The organism is Streptomyces venezuelae (assembly GCF_008642275.1).
Taxonomy (GTDB): Bacteria; Actinomycetota; Actinomycetes; order Streptomycetales; family Streptomycetaceae; genus Streptomyces; species Streptomyces venezuelae_E.
Genome location: NZ_CP029189.1, coordinates 1011504 through 1036152 on the forward strand (window position 1 = coordinate 1011504; position 24649 = coordinate 1036152).

The following is a 24649-nucleotide window of genomic DNA, read 5'->3' on the forward strand; positions in this document are numbered from 1 at the left end:
GACGAGCGCACCCCGACATGAGCTGGTTCGAATCCCTAATCCTCGGTCTCGTCCAGGGGCTTACGGAGTTCCTCCCGATCTCCTCCAGCGCCCACCTGCGGCTGACCGCGGCGTTCGCCGGCTGGCACGACCCAGGAGCGGCCTTCACCGCGATCACCCAGATCGGCACCGAGGCCGCCGTGCTGATCTACTTCCGCAAGGACATCGCGCGGATCGTCTCCACCTGGTTCCGCTCCCTGTTCGACAAGGGGCTGCGCTCCGAGCAGGACGCGAAGATGGGCTGGCTGGTGATCGTCGGCTCGATCCCGATCGGCGTCCTCGGTCTGGTCTTCAAGGACGCGATCGTGGGCCCCGCCCGCGACCTGCGCCTGACGGCCACCACCCTGATCCTGATGGGCATCGTGCTCGGCGTCGCCGACCGCCTGGCGGCCCGCGACGAGGAAGGCGGCCGGCACCGCGCCATCCGCGAGCGCAAGACGCTGCAGCAGCTGGGCGTCAAGGACGGTCTGATCTTCGGCCTGTGCCAGGCGATGGCCCTGATCCCCGGTGTCTCCCGTTCCGGCGCGACGATCTCCGGCGGTCTGCTGCTCGGCTTCACCCGCGAGGCCGCGGCGCGCTACTCCTTCCTCCTCGCGATCCCGGCCGTGCTGGCCTCCGGGGCGTTCGAGATCAAGGACGTCGTGGAGAACCCGGGTCACATCTCCTGGGGTCCGACGATCTTCGCGACGGCGATCGCCTTCTTCGTGGGCTACGCCGTGATCGCCTGGTTCATGAAGTTCATCTCGACCAAGAGCTTCATGCCCTTCGTGATCTACCGGATCCTCCTCGGCATCCTGCTGTTCGTGCTGATCGGCACGGACGTGCTGAGCCCGCACGCGGGCGAGTCCGGCTCCTGACGGGGTCCGCACCACCTCTTCGCGTGAACCGCAGGCCGTTCGGGAACGTTCCCGGGCGGCCTGCGCGTCGTTGTGCCTGAAGAGACCGGAAGGCAAGCAACAGGGGGTGTCCCATGGGTCGAGTGGTGCTGGAGCGGTTTCCTGCCGGAAGTCCGCGGGGAAGCTGGCCCGCCGAGGAGTATGCGGCGCAGCGGATGCGCGAGGGCGTGCAGGCGGAGGTGGTCATGGACCTGGACAGCGACGCGTTCCTCGTCGTGGTCCGGCAACGGGAGTCCCGTTCCGGTCACTGACGGCCCGCGGGAAGATCCGGTGGGCGCACGGCCCTTGGCCTCGCGCCCGCGCAGCCCCACACTGACCCGATGACTCAGCGTGTGGACCTCGCGACGGTGATGGACAGGCTGGCGATCGACGACGTGGTCTCGGGCTACGCGGTGGCCGTCGACGACGGTGACTGGGCCGCGTACCGGGCCCTGTTCACGGCCTCCGGAAGGGTCGACTACCGCTCGGCCGGCGGGATCGAGGGCTCGGTGGCGGAGGTCGCGGACTGGCTGGCGGAGACGATGACGCTCTTCCCCGTCCGCCAGCACCTGATCGTGAACCGGGTGATCCGGCTGGAGGACCTGGGCGGCTCTCCCGGGGACAGCGCCGAGGTGCGGGCGGACTTCCTCAATCCGATGCGGCTGGCGGGGCCGGACTCCGACGCCTCGGTCACCTCCCCGAACCTCGTCGCCGCCGGGCGCTACGGCTTCGCGCTGGCCCGTACCCACGACGGCTGGCGGCTCACCCGGGTCACCGTGCACGAAAAATGGCGGCACATGTCCGCGTGAGCCGGGGCGGACCCGCTCGACTCGCCGGAAGGCCGGGCACTGCCACACTGGAAGCGGAGGCACGCCATGATCACGATGCGCACGCGGTGGTGGTCCCCCCGATGGCGTGCGCCCGCCGCCGTGGCCGCCGGGGCGCTGCCCGCCCTCGCCTTCCCGGCCCCCGCGCTCTGGTGGTTCGCCTACGCCGCCCTCGTGCCCTGGATGCTGCTGCTGAGGTCGTCCCCGACGGGGCGGCGGGCCGCGGTGGAGGGCTGGCTGGGCGGTGCGGGGTTCATCCTGGCCGTCCACCACTGGCTGCTCCCCAGCCTGCACGTGTTCCTGATACCGGTGGCGGCGCTGCTCGGGCTGCTGTGGATCCCCTGGGCCCTGCTGGTGCGGGCGCTCCTCGGCGGGACCCCGTCGGCGGGCAGGGCCTGCTGCGCGCTCGTCCTCGTGCCGGCGGGGTGGCTGCTGTCCGAGCTGGCCCGGTCCTGGCAGGGGCTGGGCGGGCCGTGGGGGCTGCTGGGCGCGAGCCAGTGGCAGGTGGCGCCCGCACTGCGGCTGGCGTCGGTGGGCGGGGTGTGGCTGGTGAGCCTGCTGGTGGTGGCGGTGAACTGTGCGCTGGTGCTGCTGGTCGCGGTGCCGGGAGCGCGGATCCCCGCGGTGGCCGGGATGACCGGCTGCGCGGTGCTGACGGGGGCGGTGTGGGTGTGGGCGGCCCGGCCCGAGGAATCGGGCCGGCTGCGGGTGGCCGTCGTACAGCCCGGGCCGGTGCCGGACGGCCCGGACAGCGCGGAGCGGCGGTTCGACGCCGGTGAGCGGCTGACGCGGCCGCTGGCGGGGCAGCGGGTCGATCTGGTGGTGTGGGGCGAGAGCAGCGTGGGCGCGGACCTGACGGCCCGCCCGGACCTGGGCCGGCGGCTGGCCGCGCTGTCGGCGGAGGTCGGGGCCCCGCTGCTGGTGAACGTGGACGCGCGCCGGGCGGACCGTCCCGGGATCTACAAGAGCGCGGTCCTCGTGGGCCCCCAGGGCCCCACCGGCGACCGGTACGACAAGATGCGGCTCGTCCCGTTCGGTGAGTACGTGCCGGCCCGTGCGCTGTTCGGCTGGGCCACCTCGGTCGGCAAGGCGGCGGGTGAGGACCGGGTGCGCGGCGCCACCCCGGTGGTCATGGACCTGCCCGGACGGCCGGAGGGGCCCGGCGCCGTCCGCCTCGGCCCGCTGGTGTGCTTCGAGTCGGCCTTCCCGGACATGAGCCGGCGCCTCACCCGGGACGGGGCCTCCCTGCTCGTCGCCCAGTCGGCGACCTCCTCGTTCCAGGAGAGCTGGGCCCCCGCCCAGCACGCCTCGCTGGCGGCGCTGCGGGCGGCCGAGAACGGCCGCCCGGTGGTCCACGCCACCCTCACGGGCATCAGCGTCGTGAACGGCCCCTCCGGCGCGCGGGTGGGCGCCGCCCTGCCCACCTCCGCGAGCACGGCGGCCGTGTACGAGGTCCCGCTCGCCCACGGCACGACCCTCTACGTCCGCTTCGGGGACTGGCCGGTGGCCGCCGCCCTCGCCGCGCTGGCGGCGTACTGCACGGTGGCCGGCAGCCGTTCGCTCAGGAGGCCTGCTCCAGAGCCGAGCCCACCACCCGCTCGCACAGCTCGTGGGTTCGCAGGGCGTCGCGGGCGCTGAGCGTGGTGCCCGCCGCGACCGCCTCCAGGAAGTGGTCGACGACCTGCTCGATGCCGCGCTGGCGGGCGACGGAGACCCAGTCCCCGCGGCGCCGCACGGTCGGCTGGCCCTTGTGGTCGATGACCTCGGCGAGGTTGACGACCTGCCGTTTGGTGTCGCGGCCGGACACCTCCAGGATCTCCTCGGTGGAGCCGGAGAGCCGGTTCATGATGCCGAGGGCGGTGAAGCCGTCACCGGACAGCTGGAGCACCACCTGGTGCATCAGCCCCTCGCGCACCACCGCCCGGACGTCGAAGTGCTCGGCCTCGCCGGGCAGCAGGAACCGCAGGGTGTCGACGACGTGGATGAAGTCGTCCAGCACCAGCGTGCGCGGGTCCTCGGGCAGCCCGACCCGGTTCTTCTGCATGACGATCAGCTCGCGGGCGTGGTCGGCGCACTGCGCGTAGGCGGGCGCGAAGCGGCGGTTGAAGCCGACGGCCAGGGAGACCCCGAGCTGCTCGGCCCGTTCCACGAGCTGCCGCGAGTGGGCGAGTTCGTAGGCGAGCGGCTTGTCCACGTACGTGGGCACGCCCGCCTCCAGCAGCCGGGTGACGATCTCGGGGTGGGCCACGGTGGCGGCGTGCACGAAGGCCGCGTCGAGCCCCTCGGCGAGCAGCGAGCCGAGATCGGCGTGCCGGCGCGCGGCCGGCACGTGGTGGGTGTCGCCGACCCGCTCCAGGACGTCGGGGTTTCGGGTCTGCAGGTGCAGCTCGATGCCCGGGCGGGTGGTGAGGACGGGCAGGTACGCCTTCTGCGCGATGTCGCCGAGTCCGATGCAGCCGACCTTCACCGGGGCCTCCAGGTTCGTTCCTTGTGGGATTCCCGCAGCATAATCCCTGGTGGCGGGGGCGCTGTTCGCCCAGAATGAGCCCCATGACGACCAGTTCCGGATCACATCGCGACGAACCCGCCACCACCGCCGACGAGCGGGAGATGCTCGACGGCTGGCTCGACTACCACCGTGCCACCCTCATGTGGAAGTGCGAGGGACTGGGGGACGAGGAACTGCGCAGGACTCCGCTCGCCCCCTCCGAATTGAGCCTCCTCGGCCTCGTACGGCACATGGCGGAGGTGGAACGGTACTGGTTCCGGGAGGTCATGCTGGGTGAGGACCTGCCTGAGATGTACATCACGGAGCAGGACCGGGACGGCGACTTCCACCTCACCGAGGCGGCCACCTGGGCCGAGACCGAGCCGGTGTGGCGGGCGGAGGTCGAGCTGGCGCGCCGGGCCGCTGCGGGCCGCCCGCTGGACCTGGTGTCGAAGGCCGAGAACCACCGCCGCGGCGAGGTGTTCAGCCTGCGCTGGGTGTACACCCACATGATCGAGGAGTACGCGCGCCACAACGGCCACGCCGATCTGCTGCGGGAGCACATAGACGGCGCCACCGGCGAGTAGGCCGTCCGTCCCGGGGCCGTTCCTTCCCGGGGCCGTTCCTTCCCGGGGCGGTCCGAACCGTCCCGGGGCCCTGTCCGGCGGGTGCCTCCGTCACCCGTGCGGGGTGAATATCGGCTCCGGGTTTTCGCACCGGGGTCCTCGCACAGCAGAGTTGCGCGGGTGCATCCAACCCGAACCACGACAACGCTGCTGCTCGGAGTCGCCTGCGCCGTCTCGGCGGTGTCCGGCTGCGTGAGCGTGAGCCCCGGACCCGTACGGCCCGCGGCGGCCCCCGCCGCCGGGGTACCGCCCCGGCACGAGCCGCGCGGCGGGCCCGGGACCGCTCCCGTGGCCGTCCGGGCCCCCGCCCTGGAGGCGCTGGAGGCGGCCCCGGCCGCCCCGGAGCGGCCCGCGGCCCCGGCGGGCCCGGCACCCGCCCAGCGGTCCGCACAGCGGCCCGTACCGGGCGGCTCCGGCGCTCCCCTGCGGGAGGCTCCGCCGGTCCCGGACATCCCGGAACCCCGGCGGGCCGCCGAGCCCGTCTCCGGGCACCCGGGGGGCCGTCCACGGCGCCCCCGGTCCGATGCCGAGGCGGAGCGTGAGCTGGTCCGGAAGCTGCCGGTGCGGCCGGCCGACGTGTGCGCGCTGGGCCGCAGGCACGGCCACTGGCATCCCGACAGCCCGGAGGCCCGGATCTGCTCGGGCGTCCACGGGGACTGACCGACCCCGGGGTCACCGCACGGGACACCGCGGGCTCGGCCGGCACGATCCGGACGGGACGGTCTAGGGGGACTGCTCGGGGAACGGCCCGGGCCCAGGTCCCGGGCCGGTTCCCGGCTCCGCGGCCAGGCGTCGCTCCAGCCGGGCGATGGCGGCCCGTACGCCGTTCCCGTACCCGTCGTCGGACAGTGCCCCGGTGGCCGCGCGGGCCCGGGCCAGGTGGACCCGGGCCGCCTCCGGCCGCTGCAGTTTCACGTAGTCGGCGGCCAGGTTCAGGTGCAGCGACGGGTAGAACACGCGCATCGCCGGATGCGGCTCCCACCGTACGGGCCGCCCGTCCCGGGTCGGCCCGGTCCCGGGACCGTCGTCCGGGAGCCCGCCCGGCGGGTCCCCCGGTACGTCGGCGGCGGCGGTCAGGGCCCGCAGGTCCCAGGCCAGCTCGTCGGCCGGATCGTCCTGGGCGTCGGCCATGTAGTGGGCCAGGGTGCACCTGTGGAGGGAGTCGCCCTCCTCGCCGATCTCGGACCAGATCTCCCCGAGCCGGTTGCGGGCCTCCTCGCGGTCCCCGGCGTGCAGCAGGATGACGGCCTGGCCGATCCTGGTCATGACGGCGTCCTCCGACGCCTCCTGCTGCTCCGTCACGGCGGCCTCCGGCTTGCTCTGCCAGACCTGCTCCGGTCTGATCATCTAGAAGCTAGCCGGAGGTACCGGCAATGGCGCCGAGGCGCGGGGGGACGTCAGCCGAGGTCCGGGATCCGCCAGTCGATCGGCTCATGGCCCTGGGCGGCGATGGCCTCGTTGATCTGCGTGAAGGGCCGGGATCCGAAGAACTTCTTGGCGGACAGCGGGGAGGGGTGGGCGCCCTTGACGACCACGTGCCGCTCCTCGTCGATCAGCGGGAGCTTCTTCTGGGCGTAGGCGCCCCACAGGACGAAGACGGCCGGGTCGGGCCGCTCGGACACCGCGCGGATCACGGCGTCGGTGAACTTCTCCCAGCCCTTGCCCTTGTGCGAGTTGGGCTCGGCCTCCCGGACGGTGAGCACCGCGTTGAGCAGCAGGACGCCCTGCTCGGCCCACGGCATCAGGTACCCGTTGTCCGGGACCGGCAGGTCGAGCTCCTCCTTCATCTCCTTGTAGATGTTGCGCAGCGAGGGCGGGGTCTTGACCCCGGGCTGCACGGAGAAGCAGAGGCCGTGGCCCTGGCCGGCGCCGTGGTACGGGTCCTGGCCGAGGACGAGGACCTTCACCTTGTCGAAGGGGGTGGCCTCCAGGGCAGCGAAGACCTGCTCTCGGGGCGGGTAGACCGGCCCGTTCGCCCGTTCCTTCTCGACGAACTCGGTGAGCTCTTTGAAGTAGGGCTGGTCCAGCTCCCCGCCGAGGACGGGGAGCCAGGACTCGGGCAGCATCTGGGTCACGGCGACAACCTCCGGTACAAGTTCGTGCAACTGCTCGTGCAACTGCTCCAGAACCTACCGGGGCCCACTGACAACGCGTCGGCCGCCCGGGGCGGCCGACGCACCACGGCGGTGCTACCAGCTGGTCTTGCGGTAGAACTCCCACATCTGCATGACGGTCTGCGGGTCCAGCGCGCGCTCGGCGCCCGCGATGTCCTCACGGGCCGCGACGTACAGCTTGCCCTGCCACAGGGGCAGCAGCCGGACGTCGTCCGCGAAGATCTTCTGGGCCTGCTCGAACTCCTGGACGCCGGCCGAGCGGTCGCCCTCGCGGCGGGTCTTGGGCAGCAGGTCGTTCAGGATCTCGGCGGGCTCGTACGGGGTGCCGACCGCGTTCTCCTTGCCGACGAACGGCGCGATGAAGTTGTCCGGGTCCGGGAAGTCGGGGAACCAGCCGCGGCCGAAGATCGGGTACTCGCCGGTCTTGTAGCCGGTCTGGAAGGTCTTCCACGGCTGGCTGCGCAGCGTGATCCGGAACAGCTGGCTCTCGTCCAGCTGCCGCTTCAGCTCGGTGAACTCGTCGGCGGTCGAGGAGCCGTAGCGGTCGGTGGTGTACCAGAAGGTCAGGTCCACCGGCTGGGTGATCCCGGCGTCCCTGAGGATCTTCTTGGCCTTGGCGACGTCCGCGGCGCCGTACTTGTCGTAGAAGGGCGTCTTGTGGCCGACGACCCCCTTGGGGACCATCGAGTACAGCGGCTCGGCGGTGCCCTGGTAGACCTTGGAGACGAGCGCGCCGCGGTCGACGATCTGGGCGATGGCCTGGCGGACCGGGAGCTTGGCGACCTGGGGGTCCTTCGGGTTGAAGACCAGGTACCGGATCTCGGCGCCGACGTTCTCGACGACCTGGACGCCCAGGGCGTGCGACGCGGGGGTCTGCAGGTCGGTGATCTCCGGGGCCGACAGGCCTCGGTAGGTGGCGTCGATCTCCTTCGCCTTCAGCGCCGCGATCATCTTCGGCGAATCGGCGAAGTAGCGGATGGTCACCGCCTTGTTCTTGCGGTTGGCGAAACCGGTGTAGTTCGTGTTCCCGGTGAGCACCGCCTCTGCGCCGTCCTTGTACGAGTCGAGCACGTACGGGCCCGAACCGGTGACCTTGTCGCCCTCGCGGATCTTGTCGGCCGGGTAGTCCTTGGGCGCGACGATCGAGGCGGCGGGCGAGCCGAGGACGTACGGGAAGGTGGCGTCCGAGCTGTTCAGGTGGAAGACGACCGTCAGCGCGTCCGGCGTCTCGATCTTGTCGAGGGTGCCGAAGAGGCCCTTGGGGCCGACGTTCGAGCCGATGGTCTTGATCCGGTCGAGGGAGTGCTTGACCGCCTTGGCGTCGAGCGGCTCGCCGTTGGAGAACTTCAGGCCCTTGCGCAGGGTGCACCGGTAGGCCTGGCTCGCCGCGTCGGTGAACTCGCAGCTCTGCGCCGCGTCGGGCTGGGGCTTGCTGGAGCCCGTCGGGAAGGCCAGCAGGGTCTGGTAGACGTTCCGGTACAGCTCCCAGGAACCGTCCCACGCGGCTGCGGGATCGAGGGTGGTCGGTGCGCTCGTGGTACCGACGACGATCCTCTTCATCTCGTCGCCGTCGTCCTCCGACAGCAGGCCGCATCCGGCGAGCAGGGATATGGACGCAAGGGCCGCAGTGATCTGCAGGCATCTGGTCCGGTTGAACACGTGCACGCTCCTCGATCAGCCAGGGGTGCGGCAGACCCTACCGCAGTGCCTCACGAATCCAATGGGTTGGTTTCGTGAGGCACTTGACCGGTTCCGTGCGCATTCGGTACGCATTTACCTCTCTTTCGGAGGCAAATCCGTCCGATTATCGGTTAGTGCACCCCGGCATTGAGGAACATCCCACCGTCGACGACGAGAGTTTGCCCGGTGATCCATTCCGCTTGTGCAGATGTGAGGAAGGCCGCCGCCCCGCCGATGTCCTCCGGCAGCCCGAGCCGGCCGAGCGGATAGGCCGCCGCGGCCTCCTGCTCCCGGCCCTCGTAGAGCGCCTGCGCGAACTTCGTCTTGACCACCGCGGGGGCGATCGCGTTGACCCGGACCCCGGGTGCCATCTCGTGCGCGAGCTGGAGGGTGAGGTTGACCATGGCGGCCTTGCTCATCCCGTACGCGCCGATGAAGGGCGAGGCGGAGACCCCGGCGATGGAAGCGATGTTCACGATCGCACCGCCGTTGTCCTTCTGCCAGGCGTGCCAGGTCCGCTGGGCGAAGCCGAGCGCGGAGATCACGTTGGTCTCGAAGACCTTCCGCGCGACCCCGAGGTCCAGGTCCGCGATCGGGCCGAAGACGGGATTGGTGCCCGCGTTGTTCACCAGGAAGTCGACGCGGCCGAAGGCCTCCATGGTGCGCTCGACGGCGACGGCCTGGTGGGCCTCGTCGTGCGCCTTGCCCGCGACACCGATCACCCGGTCCGCGCCGAGCCGCTCGACGGCCTCCTTGAGGGCCTCCTCGTTGCGGCCCGTGATGCAGAGCCGGTCGCCGCGGGCGACCAGCGCCTCGGCGACGCCGTATCCGATGCCCCGGCTCGCTCCGGTGATCAGCGCGACCTTGCCGCTGTCGATACCGCTGTACGTCATGTCGTTCGCCCTGTCTCTCGTGCTGTCTCTCGTGGAACCGTCAGCTGAGCGGGCCGCCGGCCACGTACATGACCTGGCCCGAGACGAAGCCCGCGGCCTCCCCCGTGAAGAAGGCGATGGCGTTGGCGATGTCGTCCGGGCGGCCGACGCGCTGGACCGGGATCTGGGTGGCGGCGGCGGCCTGGAACTCCTCGAAGCCCATGCCGACGCGGGCGGCCGTCTGGGCGGTCATCTCGGTGACGATGAAGCCGGGGGCGACGGCGTTGGCGGTGACGCCGAACTTGCCGAGCTCGATGGCCAGGGTCTTGGTGAAGCCCTGCAGGCCGGCCTTGGCGGCGGAGTAGTTGACCTGGCCGCGGTTGCCGAGCGCCGAGCTGCTGGAGAGGTTCACGATGCGGCCGAACTTGGCGTCCACCATGTACTTCTGACAGGCCTTCGACATCAGGAAGGCCCCGCGCAGGTGCACGTTCATGACCGTGTCCCAGTCGGTCTCGGTCATCTTGAACAGCAGGTTGTCGCGCAGCACACCCGCGTTGTTGACCAGGATGGTCGGGGCGCCGAGCTCGCCGGCGACCCGCGCGACGGCCGCCTCCACCTGTGCGCCGTCGGAGACGTCGCAGCCGACCGCGAGGGCCTTGCCGCCCGCCGCCGTGATGGCCTCCACGGTGTCCTTGCAGGCCGCCTCGTCGAGGTCGAGTACGGCGACGGCCCGGCCCTCGGCGGCCAGGCGTACGGCGGTGGCGGCGCCGATGCCCCGGGCCGCCCCGGTCACGATCGCGACGCGCTGCTCGGTGGTGGACATGCTGGATCTCCTCGCCCTTGAGAGGCGGCCGCCCAGAGGTGAGCAACCGCTTAGTAGCTTCAGCTGAGGAGACGCTAGGAGCCCTGGCACCCGGTGTCAACGCCACCGGATCCGGCCCCGCCGGCATTCGGGGACCGGGGGGGCCGGGAGGGGCAGGGGCGCGGCGCGGGCGGAACCGCCGCAACGGCGCCGCGCCCGTCAGCGGACCAGCAGGTCCAGCAGCCGCTCCACCTCCGCCGCCGGATCGGCCGTCAGGCCGGTGTGCACCGGCCCCGGCTGCACGACGGTGCTCCGCGGGGCGATGAGCCAGCGGAACCGCCGCCCCGCGTCGTCACCGGCCGCCTGCCCCGCCGCTTCTCCGCCGCCGCACACGCCCTCGACCCCGCGCAGGGCGGCCCGTACCCCGGCCACATCGGCCCCGGGGTCCAGTGCGAGGAGCTTCGCCTCGTCGAGGTGGGTGCGCGCGGCGACGAAGGTGTGCGCCCGGCAGTAGACGATCACGCCGGCGTTGAAGCACTCGCCCCGTTCCATCCGGGGCACCACGCGCACCAGCGCGTACTCGAACACGTCCCGCTTGGTCACTCGCTGTCGCTCTTCTTCTTGTGGGTCTTGTGGGGCCATTCCGGCAGGTGGTCGGTGAGCCAGCCGGGAGGTCCCGCAGGCGTCTTCACCTCGGCCTCCAGCGAGATCCTCTCGTGGATCGTGGCCGCGCGCGGCAGCAGCGCCTCCACGTAGGCGCGGCGCAGCGCGTCGGTGGAGTCGAAGCCCGGCTCGTCGACCAGCCACTCGTCGGGGACGTCGGCCGCGACCTCCGTGAGCAGTTCCTCGGTGACCAGGGGCGCGAGCGCGGCGGCCGCGCCGGCGATGTCCGGGCCCACGGGGGCCAGTACGTGGTCGGAGGCGTTGTAGGGCTTGGCGGCCGCGGCAGCGGCGGTGGGCCAGTTGTGGTGCCAGATCATGGTGGCGCCGTGGTCGATGAGCCAGAGGTCCCCGTGCCAGACCAGCATGTTCGGGTTGCGCCAGGAACGGTCGACGTTGTTGACGAGGGCGTCGAACCAGACCACACGGCCCGCCTCGACCGGGTCCACCTGGTACGCGAGCGGGTCGAAGCCGATCGAGCCGGGCAGGTAGTCCATGCCGAGGTTGAGCCCGCCGCTGGCCTTGAGCAGCTCCTGGACCTCCTGGTCGGGCTCGCCGAGCCCGATGACGGGGTCGAGCTGCATCTGGACCAGCCTCGGGACCCTCAGGCCCAGCCGCTGTGCCAGGCGGCCGCAGACGACCTCGGCGACCAGGGTCTTACGCCCTTGGCCGGCTCCGGTGAACTTCATGACGTAGGTACCGAGGTCGTCGGCTTCGACGATCCCCGGGAGCGAGCCGCCCTCACGCAGGGGCGTGACATAGCGTGTCGCTACCAGCTCTTCCAGCACTTTCCCAGGCTACCCATCTGTTCAGCCTTGCAATCCACGGACGTTCATTTCGGGGCGCAGGGACGTCGTCACCACTCGACGGCGCTGGGGAGCATCCGGGGAGTCCCGGCCGGCACGCCGGGGACACCGCTCCCCAGGAGACCGTCGAGGGTGCCGGGCCCTTTGCCGGCTTCCGGCATGAAGTGAGCATAGTAACCGCGGGTGATCACCGGGGAGGAGCGCCCGAGCCGCTGAGACCGTGTTCGAGATCCGGGCGGACCAGGGGGTGCGGGCGTGGCCGGCGCCTTCACACCACGCCGGCTATGCCATCCCCCATCGGACCGGGGCGATCTGCTTGGACATGATCGTGATCAGTTCGTAGGCGGCGTGCGAGGCCGCCACCGAGGTGATGCCGGCGTGGTCGTAGGCCGGCGCGACCTCCACGATGTCGGCGGAGACCAACTGGCAGTCGGCCAGACCCCGCAGGATCTCCAGCAGTTCGCGGGAGGTCATGCCACCGGCCTCCGGGGTGCCGGTGCCGGGGGCGTGCGCCGGGTCCAGCACGTCGATGTCGATGGATACGTAGAGCGGCCGGTCGCCCACGCGCTCGCGCAGCTGCTGGGCGATCTCGTCGACCCCGCGCCGCATCACATCGGCCGAGGTGACGATGCCGAAACCGAGCTTGGCGTCCTCGTCGAGGTCCTTCTTGCCGTAGATCGGACCCCGGGTGCCCACGTGGCAGAGGGCCGAGGTGTCGATGACGCCCTCCTCCACGGCCCGGCGGAAGGGCATCCCGTGGGTGTACTGCTGGCCGAAGTAGTCGTCCCAGGTGTCCAGGTGCGCGTCGAAGTGCAGGACCGCGACCGGGCCGTGCTTCTTGGCGACCGAGCGCAGCAGCGGCAGGGCGATGGTGTGGTCACCGCCGAGCGTCATCAGCCGGGCCCCGCCGGAGAGCAGTTCGTCGGCGGCGGCCTCGATGGTCTCCACCGCCTCGGCCGCGTTGAAGGGGTTGGCGCTGATGTCCCCTGCGTCCGCGACCTGGCTGTAGTGGAAGGGGTAGACGTCCTGCGCCGGGTTGTAGGGGCGCAGGGTGCGGGAGGCCTCGCGGATGGCGTTGCCGCCGAAGCGGGCGCCCGGGCGATAGGTGACGCCCCCGTCGAAGGGAACTCCGACCACGGCGATGTCCGCCTTGTCCACCTGGTCGAGGCGGGGGATGCGGCCGAAGGTGGCCTGACCGGCGAAGTGCAGGGTCCGGTCGGTCTCCGTCGGCGGCACGGGCGGAGTCACGTCGTTGGGTTGCGCGATCATGATGTGTTCTGCGGCCTTTCGGGGGCTCGTGTCATTGCGGGGGGTTGCCGTGTTTGCGGGACGGCAGGTCGGCGTGCTTGTTGCGGAGCATGGCGAGGGCGCTGACGAGGACTTCGCGGGTTTCGGCGGGGTCGATGACGTCGTCGACGAGGCCGCGTTCGGCCGCGTAGTACGGGTGCATCAGTTCGGCCTTGTACTCCTTGACCATCCGCGTGCGCATGGCCTCGGGGTCCTCGGCGTCGGCGATCTGCTTGCGGAAGATGACGTTGGCCGCGCCCTCGGCGCCCATCACGGCGATCTCGTTGGTCGGCCAGGCGTAGGTGAGGTCCGCGCCGATGGACTGGGAGTCCATGACGATGTACGCGCCGCCGTAGGCCTTGCGGAGGATCAGGCTGATCCGCGGGACGGTGGCGTTGCAGTACGCATACAGGAGCTTCGCGCCGTGGCGGATGATGCCGCCGTGTTCCTGGTCGACGCCGGGCAGGAAGCCGGGGACGTCGAGCAGGGTGATGATCGGGATGTTGAACGCGTCGCACATCTGGACGAAACGTGCGGCCTTCTCGGAGGCCTCGATGTCCAGGACACCGGCGAGGTGGCCGGGCTGGTTCGCGACGATCCCGACGACCTGGCCGTCCATCCGGGCCAGCGCGCAGATGATGTTGCGGGCCCACCGCTCGTGGACCTCCAGCACGTCGCCCTCGTCGACGAGCTCCTCGATGACCTTGAGCATGTCGTAGGGGCGGTTGCCGTCGACGGGAACGAGCGAGAGCAGTTCCTCGCAGCGACGGCCGGCCGGGTCGGACGTGGGGAAGTGCGGCGGGTTCTCGCGGTTGTTGGAGGGCAGCATCGAGATGAGGTAGCGGACCTCAAAGATGCAGGTCTCCTCGTCGTCGTACGCGAAGTGCGCGACACCGGAGGTCTCGGCGTGCACGTCCGCGCCGCCGAGCCCGTTCTGGGTGATCTCCTCGCCGGTCACCGCGCGGACCACGTCCGGGCCGGTGATGAACATCTGCGAGGTCTCCCGGACCATGAACACGAAGTCGGTGAGGGCCGGGGAGTAGGCGGCGCCGCCCGCGCACGGGCCCAGCATCACGGAGATCTGCGGGATGACACCCGAGGCCCGCGTGTTGCGCTGGAAGATCCCGCCGTAACCGGCCAGCGCCGAAACACCCTCCTGGATACGGGCACCGGCACCGTCGTTCAGGGACACCAGCGGCGCACCCGCCGCGATCGCCATGTCCATGATCTTGTGGATCTTCGTGGCATGGGCCTCACCCAGCGCACCGCCGAAGATCCGGAAGTCGTGCGCGTAGACGAAGACCGTCCGGCCCTCGACCGTCCCCCAGCCCGTGATCACACCATCGGTGTAGGGCTTCTTGCTCTCCAGGCCGAACCCGGTCGCCCGGTGCCGGCGCAACTGCTCGACCTCCCGGAACGAACCCTCGTCGAGGAGCAGGGCGATGCGCTCGCGCGCGGTCAGCTTGCCCTTCGCGTGCTGGGCCTCAGTCGCGCGCTCACTCGGTCCACGCCGCGCCTGCTCCCGCAGAGAGCGCAGCTCGGCCACCTTCCCAGTCAGGTTCGTCGTCACGCCTCCATTGAACGAACTGCGGACGACGCTCCTCCACTGCCGTGGACCCCTATCCTCCGCCCGGCCACCCCTAGACCGAGACCGGAATCCGGAGCCCGCGGCTACCTTGAGACTTCCCGTCGTGACGAACCAGTTCTGCCGCCGACGGGCCGAACCGGAAGCGGCCGGCGCCACGTTAATTTCGAACGCACGCAGCAGGGCGCCCTCTCGGAAGTTGGTACTGTGCAATCAGACCTGACGAACAGGAGGCCTGCCGCTTGACCAGCGGCAAGCGCTGAATTCCATGCGCTCATCGGGCAACTGCCTTCCTGCGCGCGTGCGAACGCATCATGAATAGCCATGTCTGCCGTGAGAAAGACATGCGACGATTCACAGCTCATTGGGGGGCGTCCACAGCCATGTTGGTGGAGCGGGATGAACAGATCGCCAGACTGACCTCCTGGGTGACCGGCGCCGCCCGCGGCCCGAGGTCTGCGGGTGCTCAGGGTGTAGGCGCGCCCGACGGCCCCGCCGCATCCGGCCCCCTGGCCGTGATCGGAGGTCCGGTCGCCGCGGGCAAGACGGCCCTGCTCCATCGTGTGCAGGAGCGGACCGCCGAATGGGGGGTACGGCTGCTGAGCGCCGCCACCTCCGCCGCAGAACAGGACATTCCGTTCGGTGTGGTCGAGGAGTTGCTGCGCGACACGCCCGACGCGCCCAGTCCGATTCCGCTCCACGCGCCCCTCGACGGCGGGGACTTCGTCCCCACGTCGACCCTCATGGCGGTCCACGCCCGGCTCGCGGGTCTCGCGGCGCGCCGCCCCGTCCTGATCGCCGTCGACGACGTGCAGTACGCCGATCCGCAGTCCCTGCACTGCCTGCTGTACGCCCTGGGCCGGGCGCGGTCCACCGGTCAGGGGCTCTCCCTCGTCGTCACGCGGGGCCCCGACGCGGGCGCGACTCCCGCGGCCGTGCTGGAGGACCTGCTGCGTCAGGTCGCCGGACCCCGGCTGCGGCTGGGGCCGCTCAGCGCCCGGGGCGTGGCGGACCTGCTGGCACAGCGGGCCCCGGAAACGTCTCCTGCGGGCTCCGCCGCGGCCGGCGTCCCGAGCGCCGCGACCCTGCATGCGGCCACCGGCGGCAACCCCCTGCTGGTGCACAGCCTCCTGGACGACCAGGCCCCCCGGCAGCGGGCCGAGGGGGCGCTCCCCGCGGGTGAGCAGTTCCTGCAGAACGCCCTGATCTGCGTGCACCGTACGGGCGCGGACGGCCTGCGCGTCGCCCAGGGCATCGCCCTGCTCGGCGACGCCGGATCGCTGCCGCTGCTGGCCCGTCTGGTGACCGCCGGCGAACGGACCGTGGAGGAGGTGGTCGCCGCGCTCCGTGACGCGGGCATCCTCCAGGGCGCCCGTTTCCGCCACGGCGCGGTCCGGTCGGCGGTGCTGGAGAGCCTGGCCGACGACGCCGTGGCCCGGCTCCGCCGCCGCGCGGCGCGGCTGCTGTACGAGGCGGGGGCGGCGCCGATGGCCGTCGCCGCGCACCTGCTGGGGCACGGGCCGCACTCCCTGGACGAGGAGTGGGTGCCCGGGGTGCTGAGCGACGCCGCGCACACGGCGCTCGCCGCGCAGCGCGTCGGCTTCGCGCTCCGCTGCCTGCGACTGGCCGAGCAGTGCTCCCAGGACGAGCGGGAGCGGCTGCAACTGCGGGCGAGCACGGCCAAGTTCATCTGGCGGGTCAAGCCGTCCGCGTGGGCGCAAGCACTCCAGCCGCTGAGCGCCGCCCTGCACCGGGGCATCCTCCCGGTGACCGAATCCCTGCGGCTGGTGGGCAGCCTGCTGTGGAACGGCTGGATCGACGACGGCGCCTTGGCCATCGAGCGCGCCCTGGAGGGCGTGCAGGGCCGCCCGGACGCCGCGCTCGCCGCCGAGCTGCACGGTGTCCGGCTGGTACTGGTGACCACGTTCCCCACTCTGCTCGGCCGGATGGACAGCGCCCTCGGCCCCGACTGGGACCCCGTCGAGCCGCTCGCGGACCCCTCGGACGACGGTGTCATGACGGCGATGGGGCTGCTCCAGGGCGTCCTGGGCTCCACCCCGGGTCCGCGCGACCGGGCGGAGGTGGACGAGGCGCTGACCGGGCGGGCCGAGCGGATCCTGGCCGGGACGCGTCTCACGGAGGAGAGCCACGTCACCGTACGGGCGTGCCTGCTGGCCCTGATGTACGCGGACCGGCTCGGCGCGGCCGCCCTGTGGACGGACCGGCACCTGGAGGAGGCGGCCGAGCGCGGTGCGCCCGGCTGGACCGCGGTGATGCAGGCGATGCGCGCGCACATGGCGCTGCGCCGCGGTGAACTGGCGCAGGCCCGCCGACTGGCGGAGCAGGCGCTGGAGGAACTCCCCCCGCACGGCTGGGGCGTGGGCATCGGCATGCCGCTCTCTGCGCTCATCGAGGCCCGGACGGCGATGGCCGACCACGAGGCGGCCGCGGCGCTGGTGGACCACCCCGTACCCGAGCAGATGCTCCAGACCCGCTACGGCCTCCACTACATCTACGCGCGTGGAAGACATCAGCTCGCCACCGGACGCCACCATGCGGCGCTCACGGACTTCATGGCCTGCGGCAGGCTGATGCGGGAGTGGGACATGGACCGGGCGGGGCTGGCGCCCTGGCGGGTGGGGGTCGCGGAGGCCTCGCTGGCCCTGGGCAACCGCGAGCAGGCCGAGCGGTTCGCCCGGGAGCAGCTCGCCGAAGAGACCGGGCCGCGGGTGCGTGGTCTGGCCCTGCGCGTGCTCGCGGGCGCCCGCCCGCTGCGCGAACGGCCCCCGCTGCTGGAACGGGCCGTGACCCTGCTCCAGGACGAGGGGGATTCACACGAGCTGGCCCGGGCCCTGACCGAGCTGGGCACCGCCTACGAGCGGCTCGGGGACCCCGCCCAGGGCAAGACGTGCGCCCGCCGGGCCTGGCGCATCGCCGAGGCCAGCGGTTCCCGTGAGCCCGGCCAGGGCGCACCGGCAGAGGCGGCCGTGCCGAGCGCGCCGCCGCGCGCCGTGGCCGCGGCTCCCGAACCGGTTCCCGTCCGGTCCGCTCCGGCGACGGCGTCCGCGCTCACTGACGCCGAGCGCCGGGTGGCCTCACTGGCCGCGCACGGCTACACGAACCGGGAGATCTCGGCCAAGCTCTTCATCACGGTCAGTACCGTCGAACAGCACCTCACCCGGGTCTACCGCAAGATCAACATCACTCGCCGCCAAGACCTTCCCGTGAGTTGGGACAACGATGTCGCACACACTGCCTGACCCCTCCGACCATGCCGCCACCACGGCCGCAGGACCCCGGCTGCTCGCGGTCAGCGACCTGCACATCGGGATGGCCGACAACCGGCCGATCACCGAATCGCTGCGGCCGCGGCACCCGGACGACTGGCTGATCGTCGCGGGCGACGTCGGCGAGATGACCGAGGACATCGAGTGGGCGCTGGGCCTGCTCGCCGGACGCTTCGCCACGGTGGTGTGGGCGCCGGGCAACCACGAGCTGTGGACGCCGCGCGAGGACAAGGTCCAGGCTCGCGGCGAGGAACGCTACCGCCACCTCGTGGAGATGTGCCGCCGGCTCGGGGTCCACACCCCCGAGGACCCCTGGCCGGTGTGGCGGGGGCCCGACGGCCCCGTCGCCGTCGCCCCGCTGTTCCTGCTGTACGACTACACCTTCCGCGTCCCGGGCGTCGCCACGAAGGAGGAGTCGCTGGAGCGGGCGCACGAGGCCGGCATCGTCTGCACGGACGAGTACCTGCTGCACCCCGACCCGTACCCGAGCCGGGACGCCTGGTGCCGTGCCCGGGTCGAACTGACCCGGCGGCGGCTGGAGGCCCACGACCCGGCGGTCCCCCTGGTGCTGGTCAACCACTTCCCGCTGGTCCGCGAACCCACGGAGGTGCTGTGGCACCCGGAGTTCGCCCAGTGGTGCGGCACCGTCCTCACCGCCGACTGGCACCGCCGGTTCCGTACGGCCGCCGTGGTCTACGGACACCTGCACATCCCCCGGACCACCTGGTACGACGGGGTGCGCTTCGAGGAGGTGTCGATCGGCTACCCGCGCGAATGGCGCCGCCGCGGCCACCCCAAGGGCCTGCTGCGGCAGATCCTGCCCCACCCCGAGCGAGAGGCCGGCACGTGATAGAGGTCCTGCTGCCCGAAGGGGCCCGCGCGCGCGAGGCGTTCGGGCCGGACGGCTCCGCGGTGCTGTACCCCGGGGAAGCCGCCCTGGTGGCCACGGCGCCGCAGGAGCGGCGCGAGGAGTTCACCACCGTACGGGGCTGCGCCCGCAGGGCGATGGCGGACCTCGGCCTGCCCCCGGCCCCGGTCCTGAACGGCCGGCGCAACGTTCCGCAGTGGCCCGCCGGGGTGGTGGGCAGCATGACCCACTGCGCGGGCTACCGGGCCGCGGTCCTGGCCCGGGACACCGATCTGGTGGCGATCGGCATCGATGCCGAGCCCGACATGCCGCTGCGGCCGGGGATCCTGGAATCCATCGCCCTGCCCGGCGAACTGGCCTGGGCGCGCACCCCGGTGACGGGGGCGGGGCGGGTCTGCCGCGACCGCCTCCTGTTCAGCGCCAAGGAGGCCGTGTACAAGACCTGGTTCCCGCTGGTCGGCACCGAGCTGGACTTCGACGACGCGCGGCTGTCCTTCCGTACCGATGCCGACAGTCCGCGGCGGGGCACCTTCCGCGCCGTGGTCCTGCGGCCGGGCACCGGGTCCGACGGACGGCCGGTGACCGGCTTCGCCGGCCGCTGGCTCGCGGACCGGGGTCTGGTCGTCACCGCCATCGCGGTACCCGCGCCGGACGGGGCCGGGCACCCGGACCGGTAGGGGTTGTCCGGGGTTGTCCGGGGCCGGGCGCGCTGCGTAGCGTGCGAGGACCGGACCGACTGCGCACGGCGGACGGCGTGCGGTCATCCCGCCGTCCGGGCCCGCCGCGATGCCGCGTTCCCGGCCTCCGCGCCCGGCTCGCTCCGGTCCTCCCCTGGAAGCGCTGCCGAACCGGCCCGAGAGGTACGCCAGATGACATCAGCACCCCCGGACTCCACCTCGTACACGACCAGCATGCTCGTGCCGGACTTCCCGTTCTCCTACGACGCCTGGCTGAACCACCCGGCGGGCCTGGGCTCCCTCCCGCCCGAGCGCGCCGGGACCCCGGTCGCCGTGGTCGGCGGCGGAATGGCGGGGCTGACCGCCGCCTACGAGCTGATGCGGCTGGGCCTGCGCCCGGTCGTATACGAGGCGGAACAGCTCGGCGGCCGCATGCGGTCGGTCCCGTTCCCGGGACGGCCGGAGCACGTGGCCGAGATGGGCGCGATGCGCTTTCCGCTGTCGGCCCGCGCCCTGTTCCACTACATCGACCTGCTGGGGCTGGCCACCAGCCCCTTCCCCAACCCCCTGTCCGAGCACACCCCGAGCACGCTCATCGACCTCGGCGGGGTGCGCCACGTCGCGCGCGGGACGCAGGACCTGCCCGAGCTGTACCAGGAGGTGGCCGCCGCCTGGGAGAAGGCGCTCCAGGAGCGGGCGGAGCTGGCCACGATGCGCGACGCGGTCCGGCGGCGCGACGTCGAGACCCTCAAGCACGTGTGGGACCGGCTGGTCCGGGAGTTCGACGACCAGTCCTTCCACGGTTTCCTCGCCACCAGTTCGGCGTTCCGCTCGTTCCGGCACCGGGAGGTCTTCGGCCAGGTCGGGTTCGGTACCGGCGGCTGGGACACCGATTTCCCGAACTCGCTGCTGGAGATCCTCCGCGTGGTCTACACCGAGGCCGACGAGCACCAGAGGGCCGTCCTCGGGGGTTCCCAGCAGATACCGCGGGGGCTGTGGGAGCACCGGCCGGACGACTGCGCGCACTGGCCGGCGGGCACCTCGCTGGCGTCGCTGCACGGCGGGGTGCCGCGGCCGGGCGTGCGGGCCGTGCGGCGCGCCGGGACGGGCTTCGCGGTCACCGGCGCCGACGGGCAGGAGCAGCACTACCCGGCCGTGGTGTACACCCCGCACGTGTGGACTCTGCTGAACCGGGTGGAGGCCGATCCGGGGCTGCTGAGCACGCCGGTGTGGACGGCGGTGGAACGGACCCACTACATGGGCTCGTCGAAGGTGTTCGTCCTGACCGACCGGCCCTTCTGGCACGACCGGGATCCCGGGACCGGGCTGCCGGTGATGAGCATGACGCTCACCGACCGGATGCCGCGCGGGGTCTACCTCTTCGACGACGGTCCGGACCGGCCGGGCGTGCTGTGCCTGTCGTACACGTGGAACGACGACTCGCTGAAGATGGCGACGCTGAGCCCGCAGGAGCGCCTGGAGGTGCTGCTGGGCAAGCTCGCGGAGATCTATCCCGGGGTGGACATCCGCTCGCACGTGATCGGGGAGCCGCTGACCATCACATGGGAGACCGAACCGCACTTCATGGGCGCGTTCAAGGCCAACCTTCCGGGCCAGTACCGCTACCAGCGGCGGCTGTTCACCCAGTTCATGCAGCACGGGCTGCCCCGGGGACAGCGCGGGTTCTTTCTGTGCGGCGACGACGTCTCCTGGACCGGTGGCTTCGCCGAGGGCGCCGTCACCACGGCGCTGAACGCGGTCTGGGGCGTGGTGGACCACCTGGGCGGATCGGCTCATCCGGACAACCCCGGCCCCGGTGACCTCTTCGAGGCGCTCGCACCCGTCGAACTGCCCTACGAGAGCTGAACCGTGAAGGGGCGCCCCCGCAGCCGGCGGGGGCGCCCTCCGGTGTGCGGGCCGGGGCCCCGGTCCCCCGGCCGCGGTGGGCGGGCCGGGGGCCGGGGCCGTCAGGTCCTCAGGCCTGGGCGGCGGCCAGTACGGCGAGGGCCTTCTTGTCGGGCTTGCCGTTGCGGTTGAGCGGGAACCGCTCCAGCACCACGACCTTGTTGGGCTGTTCGAAGGCGGGCAGGAGGCTGCACAGCCGCTCCCGCCAGTGGGCGGCGTCCCGCTGCTCCTCGTCCTCGACGAAGAACACCAGCTGGGAGCCGCGGAGTTCGTCGGGCAGCGGCACGATCCGGGTGGAGCAGCCGTGACCGGCGACCTTCCGCTCGATCAGCTCGGGGTAGAGGGTGTAGCCCATGCGGTGAACGGCGAACTTGCGGCCCAGGACGTAGAGGTTGCCGTCCGCGTCGAGGTGGCCGAGGTCGCCGGTGGGCTGCCAGCCCGTGGCATGGGCGGGGACGACGGCGCCGTCCTCGGACACCTGGCCCAGCAGGGCGTCGGGGGTGTCGACCTGGATCTCCCCGGTCTCCCCCGGGGCCAGCTCGCGGCCGTCCTCGTCGACGATCCGCAGCCCGATGCCCTCCATGGCCCGGCCGCAGGCGACCGGGTTGTCGAGGGTGGCGAAGGAGATGTTGCCGAGCTCCGTGGAGCCGTAGCTGTCGAGGAGCGGCAGCCCGAACTCGGTGACGTAGCTCTCCACCAGCGGCGCGTCGAGGGGTGCCGCGCCGACGCAGAACATGCGCACGTCCCGCAGGTGGGAACGCAGCGCCGGCTTGCGGGTGATCAGGCCGAGGATGCTGCGGTAGCTGGAGGGGGTGGCGTCGATGACGGTGACCCCGGCGTCGCGGCCCATGCGCAGGGCGCGGTCCAGACGCCGGTAGGGGGCGATCACCAGGGAGCAGCGGGCCAGGTAGGCGATGAGGACCATCGACAGGCCGTACTGGTGGGCGAAGGGCAGGAGCGGCATCAGTACGTCGTCGGCGCGGTGGCCGACCTGGTCGGCGTTGCGCCGGAGGTTGCGCAGGAAGGAGGCCCCGGACTTCACGACGCCCTTGGGGGAGCCGGTGGAGCCGGAGGTCCACATGATGAGGCCGTCGGAGAGATCGCCCCAGTCCTCGAAGGACAGCTCGGGGCCTGCGGGTTCGTGGTCGGCGACGGCGACCATGAGTTCGTAGAGGTGGATGGGGTCGGCGTCGGCGTAGATCGGGGTCTCGTCGTCGACGAAGGTGACCTTCACACCGGTGCGCACGGCGATGCGCCGGGTCTCCTCGGGGTGCTCCTGCTGGTCGACGAGGACGATCGAGGCGCCGACGTGCATGAGCGCGTACAGCACGCACACGTAGGCCGCCGAGTTGCCGGCCTTGAGCATCACCCGGTCGCCGAGGCCGACTCCGCGTTCGCGGATCGCCGAGGCCACCCGGAGGGCGTCCTGTTCGAACTCTTCGACGGTCCGTACCGAGTCGGCTGCCAATATCTTCGCGGTCATCGGTCGCACTATGTCCTTCCTCTGGGCCGTGCCACGGCCGCTCGGCGTGCGGTACGCCGGGCCGGCGGCGGGCCGGGCCCGTTCACGGGGTGGATCGCGGATTCGCGGGGTTCACGGGATTCGTGGGCTTCACGAGGGAGGGAATCGTGGCCGTGCCGGGCGCCGGCCGGGCCGTGCGCGTCGGGTCCGGACACGGGTCTCCACCGACGCACGCTAGGCAGGGGGAGGTGGTCCGGGTACCCCTGAACGACCCCTGGGGACCCCTCAGTTCAACGATCCCCGGGAGACCGTCGGTCCGGCGGGCGGTCATTCCGGGTCCGCTCCGCCGAGCGAGATCAGCTGGTCGTGGACGATGTTGACCACTTCCCGGCGGTAGGTCTTCAGGTACCCCTGGGCGCCGGGGAAGGTCTCCAGGTCGAACCAGCCGCAGGTGCACCGGCGCCAGCCCCGTACCCCCGACAGCGTGGCGCGCGGGTCGTGCTGTGCGGTCAGGGCGACGATCCGGCAGTTCAGGGCGGGCGGGCCGAGGCTGCCGCGGTGGCCGGGCGCGGTCCGTCCGGACACGAAGAGGGTCAGCGGCGCGCTGTGGTTCTCCCGCTCCAGCCTGCAGGCCACCTCGTAGGCCAGGTCGGCGCCCAGGCGGTGCCCGAACAGCGCGAAGGGGCGGTCGACCCAGTCGCGGACCGCCTCGTAGACCTGGTCGGCCAGTAAGGCGCACTCGGCCGGGTCGAGGTCGTCGTCGGTGCGCATCGGCGGGTACTGCACGACGAGCAGTTCCACGGTGGGCAGCAGCAGTTCCGCCATCGCGAGGTAGCAGAGCGGGGAGTTGCGCGCGCTCGGGAAGCAGATCAGGCGGTAGCTGCTCGGGTGAGCGGGCTGCCGGATCTGGATCAGGCCGACCTCGTCTGGGAGGGTCTCCCCCGTGGAGGGCCGGCTGTCGGCATGGGTCATGCTCCGTGGAACTCCACCTCGGGTGGTGCCTCTGACGCGTGGTCGGGCAGGCGGCCGGGCACCTCCGGGGTGGAGGGCCCTCATGGACGGATCGGTGCCGGGTCGGCCGGGGCGGCGGAGACGACCTCCAGGCCCTGGTCGGCGAGCCATCGCAGCAGGTCGGTGATCTCCGGTCCACCGGATGCGGCGGCCTGGACGGCGTCGACGGCACGGTGCACGGCGTCCGTGAAGAAGTACACCCCGGCCGGCCCGGGGACGACCTGCGCCGCCGGACGGCGGGTGCGGAACGCCTCCACCTGCTCGCCGATTCCGCCCGGGACCAGGACGTCCTCGGGATACGTGACGAAGTCGTCGTCGCCGAGCCAGTCCCGCGCCATGTGCACGGCCGCCCCCGGTCCCGGTCTGCGGCTCCGGGGAAGGTAGGTGACGCCGACGCCGAAACGGGTGCCGTCACCGACTGCCTCCCGGACCGCGTCGGCCGCGCCCCCGAGGACGATTCCGACGTCGGTGATGCCCACATCGGCGATCTGCTCCAGGACCCGGAAGAAGACGGACCGGTCGGCCCCGGGGGATCTCCCCGTCAGGACGAGTGCTTTCACGGGGGTCTCCTCGCGAGAATGCGGTGAACGGTCGGGGACGGCCCGGGGTGATTACCGGCGATGCCAGGACCATGCTTCCCGGGACCACAACACACAATCACCCCTAGGCCCCCCTAACGGTTTCTGCATTTCCCCCTAGCAATCGGTCCGGCGGACCATGGCGCGTTCCCGCATGCTAGACATGGCGCGCAACCCTTCTGTGTCCGATTCCCCTATCG

The 24649-nt window shown here is 71.9% G+C and carries 23 protein-coding genes; 10 read left to right on the top strand and 13 right to left on the bottom strand.

What is annotated here, in order from left to right; all coding sequences use genetic code 11:
- Window positions 1-17: 17 nt before the first annotated feature.
- The 4 genes from DEJ51_RS04470 to lnt all read left to right on the top strand — a co-directional run bounded on the left by DEJ51_RS04470 (window position 18) and on the right by lnt (window position 3379).
- Window positions 18-896: an undecaprenyl-diphosphate phosphatase gene (locus DEJ51_RS04470; RefSeq protein ID WP_150256385.1), complete on the top strand. Its 879-nt coding sequence runs from the start codon at window positions 18-20 to the stop codon at window positions 894-896.
- 113 nt (window positions 897-1009) lie between these two features.
- On the top strand, window positions 1010-1186 hold the full coding sequence (locus DEJ51_RS34380; RefSeq protein ID WP_167745548.1) for a hypothetical protein: 177 nt from the start codon (window positions 1010-1012) through the stop codon (window positions 1184-1186).
- A gap of 69 nt (window positions 1187-1255) precedes the next feature.
- Window positions 1256-1723 carry a nuclear transport factor 2 family protein gene (locus DEJ51_RS04475; protein WP_150256387.1) on the top strand — a complete coding sequence of 156 codons (468 nt, stop codon included), beginning with the start codon at window positions 1256-1258 and terminating at the stop codon, window positions 1721-1723.
- 66 nt (window positions 1724-1789) lie between these two features.
- A complete protein-coding gene (gene lnt, locus DEJ51_RS04480; RefSeq protein ID WP_223835659.1) occupies window positions 1790-3379 on the top strand; it encodes an apolipoprotein N-acyltransferase in 1590 nt (529 codons plus the stop codon).
- On the opposite strand, the gene DEJ51_RS04485 is transcribed toward lnt, so the two are convergent.
- A complete protein-coding gene (locus tag DEJ51_RS04485; protein ID WP_150256388.1) occupies window positions 3303-4208 on the bottom strand; it encodes a Gfo/Idh/MocA family protein in 906 nt (301 codons plus the stop codon). The two genes, lnt and DEJ51_RS04485, sit on opposite strands and share 77 nt — an antisense overlap.
- Window positions 4209-4291: 83 nt before the next feature.
- Between DEJ51_RS04485 and DEJ51_RS04490 the strand changes: the two genes are divergently transcribed.
- Window positions 4292-4816, top strand: a complete 525-nt coding sequence (locus DEJ51_RS04490; RefSeq protein ID WP_150256390.1) for a DinB family protein — start codon at window positions 4292-4294, stop codon at window positions 4814-4816.
- 159 nt (window positions 4817-4975) lie between these two features.
- The gene (locus DEJ51_RS04495) at window positions 4976-5515 is read left to right on the top strand and encodes a hypothetical protein (RefSeq protein ID WP_150256392.1); all 540 of its coding nucleotides are present in this window, start codon (window positions 4976-4978) and stop codon (window positions 5513-5515) included.
- A gap of 63 nt (window positions 5516-5578) precedes the next feature.
- Here DEJ51_RS04495 and DEJ51_RS04500 read toward each other — a convergent pair whose 3' ends face one another.
- From DEJ51_RS04500 to DEJ51_RS04545, 9 genes are all read right to left on the bottom strand, one after another.
- Window positions 5579-6157 (bottom strand): hypothetical protein, encoded by a 579-nt coding sequence (locus DEJ51_RS04500; protein ID WP_150261690.1) that lies wholly within the window; start codon window positions 6155-6157, stop codon window positions 5579-5581.
- Window positions 6158-6252: 95 nt separating this feature from the next.
- Window positions 6253-6921 carry a uracil-DNA glycosylase gene (locus tag DEJ51_RS04505; RefSeq protein ID WP_150261691.1) on the bottom strand — a complete coding sequence of 223 codons (669 nt, stop codon included), beginning with the start codon at window positions 6919-6921 and terminating at the stop codon, window positions 6253-6255.
- A 123-nt stretch (window positions 6922-7044) separates the two neighbouring features.
- On the bottom strand, window positions 7045-8628 hold the full coding sequence (locus DEJ51_RS04510) for an ABC transporter substrate-binding protein (RefSeq protein ID WP_150256394.1): 1584 nt from the start codon (window positions 8626-8628) through the stop codon (window positions 7045-7047).
- A gap of 152 nt (window positions 8629-8780) precedes the next feature.
- Window positions 8781-9542 carry an SDR family oxidoreductase gene (locus tag DEJ51_RS04515; protein WP_030770413.1) on the bottom strand — a complete coding sequence of 254 codons (762 nt, stop codon included), beginning with the start codon at window positions 9540-9542 and terminating at the stop codon, window positions 8781-8783.
- 40 nt (window positions 9543-9582) lie between these two features.
- Window positions 9583-10344 (bottom strand): 3-oxoacyl-ACP reductase FabG, encoded by a 762-nt coding sequence (gene fabG / locus DEJ51_RS04520; protein WP_150256395.1) that lies wholly within the window; start codon window positions 10342-10344, stop codon window positions 9583-9585.
- A gap of 198 nt (window positions 10345-10542) precedes the next feature.
- Window positions 10543-10926, bottom strand: a complete 384-nt coding sequence (locus DEJ51_RS04525) for a DUF3037 domain-containing protein (protein WP_150256397.1) — start codon at window positions 10924-10926, stop codon at window positions 10543-10545.
- On the bottom strand, window positions 10923-11771 hold the full coding sequence (locus DEJ51_RS04530; RefSeq protein WP_190620205.1) for a HipA family kinase: 849 nt from the start codon (window positions 11769-11771) through the stop codon (window positions 10923-10925). Before DEJ51_RS04530 ends, DEJ51_RS04525 begins: the two co-directional genes overlap by 4 nt.
- Window positions 11772-12071: 300 nt before the next feature.
- A complete protein-coding gene (speB, locus tag DEJ51_RS04540; RefSeq protein ID WP_223835660.1) occupies window positions 12072-13058 on the bottom strand; it encodes an agmatinase in 987 nt (328 codons plus the stop codon).
- 31 nt (window positions 13059-13089) lie between these two features.
- Entirely contained in the window at window positions 13090-14646 is a 1557-nt protein-coding gene (locus DEJ51_RS04545) for an acyl-CoA carboxylase subunit beta (protein WP_150256401.1), read from the bottom strand.
- 398 nt (window positions 14647-15044) lie between these two features.
- Between DEJ51_RS04545 and DEJ51_RS04550 the strand changes: the two genes are divergently transcribed.
- The 4 genes from DEJ51_RS04550 (at window position 15045) to DEJ51_RS04565 (ending at window position 21359) form a co-directional block, all read left to right on the top strand.
- Window positions 15045-17921, top strand: coding sequence for a LuxR family transcriptional regulator (locus DEJ51_RS04550; RefSeq protein WP_223835661.1), 2877 nt, complete (start codon window positions 15045-15047; stop codon window positions 17919-17921).
- On the top strand, window positions 17902-18798 hold the full coding sequence (locus DEJ51_RS04555; RefSeq protein ID WP_150256404.1) for a metallophosphoesterase family protein: 897 nt from the start codon (window positions 17902-17904) through the stop codon (window positions 18796-18798). The genes DEJ51_RS04550 and DEJ51_RS04555 overlap by 20 nt, the downstream gene beginning before the upstream one ends.
- On the top strand, window positions 18795-19493 hold the full coding sequence (locus DEJ51_RS04560; RefSeq protein WP_150256406.1) for a 4'-phosphopantetheinyl transferase: 699 nt from the start codon (window positions 18795-18797) through the stop codon (window positions 19491-19493). The genes DEJ51_RS04555 and DEJ51_RS04560 overlap by 4 nt, the downstream gene beginning before the upstream one ends.
- Before the next feature lie 192 nt (window positions 19494-19685).
- Window positions 19686-21359, top strand: coding sequence for a flavin monoamine oxidase family protein (locus DEJ51_RS04565; RefSeq protein WP_150256408.1), 1674 nt, complete (start codon window positions 19686-19688; stop codon window positions 21357-21359).
- 109 nt (window positions 21360-21468) lie between these two features.
- Here DEJ51_RS04565 and DEJ51_RS04570 read toward each other — a convergent pair whose 3' ends face one another.
- The 3 genes from DEJ51_RS04570 to DEJ51_RS04580 all read right to left on the bottom strand — a co-directional run bounded on the left by DEJ51_RS04570 (window position 21469) and on the right by DEJ51_RS04580 (window position 24431).
- Window positions 21469-22881: a class I adenylate-forming enzyme family protein gene (locus DEJ51_RS04570; RefSeq protein ID WP_150256409.1), complete on the bottom strand. Its 1413-nt coding sequence runs from the start codon at window positions 22879-22881 to the stop codon at window positions 21469-21471.
- Window positions 22882-23187: 306 nt separating this feature from the next.
- Window positions 23188-23832: a thioesterase II family protein gene (locus DEJ51_RS04575; protein ID WP_223835662.1), complete on the bottom strand. Its 645-nt coding sequence runs from the start codon at window positions 23830-23832 to the stop codon at window positions 23188-23190.
- 80 nt (window positions 23833-23912) lie between these two features.
- A complete protein-coding gene (locus DEJ51_RS04580) occupies window positions 23913-24431 on the bottom strand; it encodes a hypothetical protein (RefSeq protein WP_150256412.1) in 519 nt (172 codons plus the stop codon).
- Between the last annotated feature and the right edge of the window lie 218 nt (window positions 24432-24649).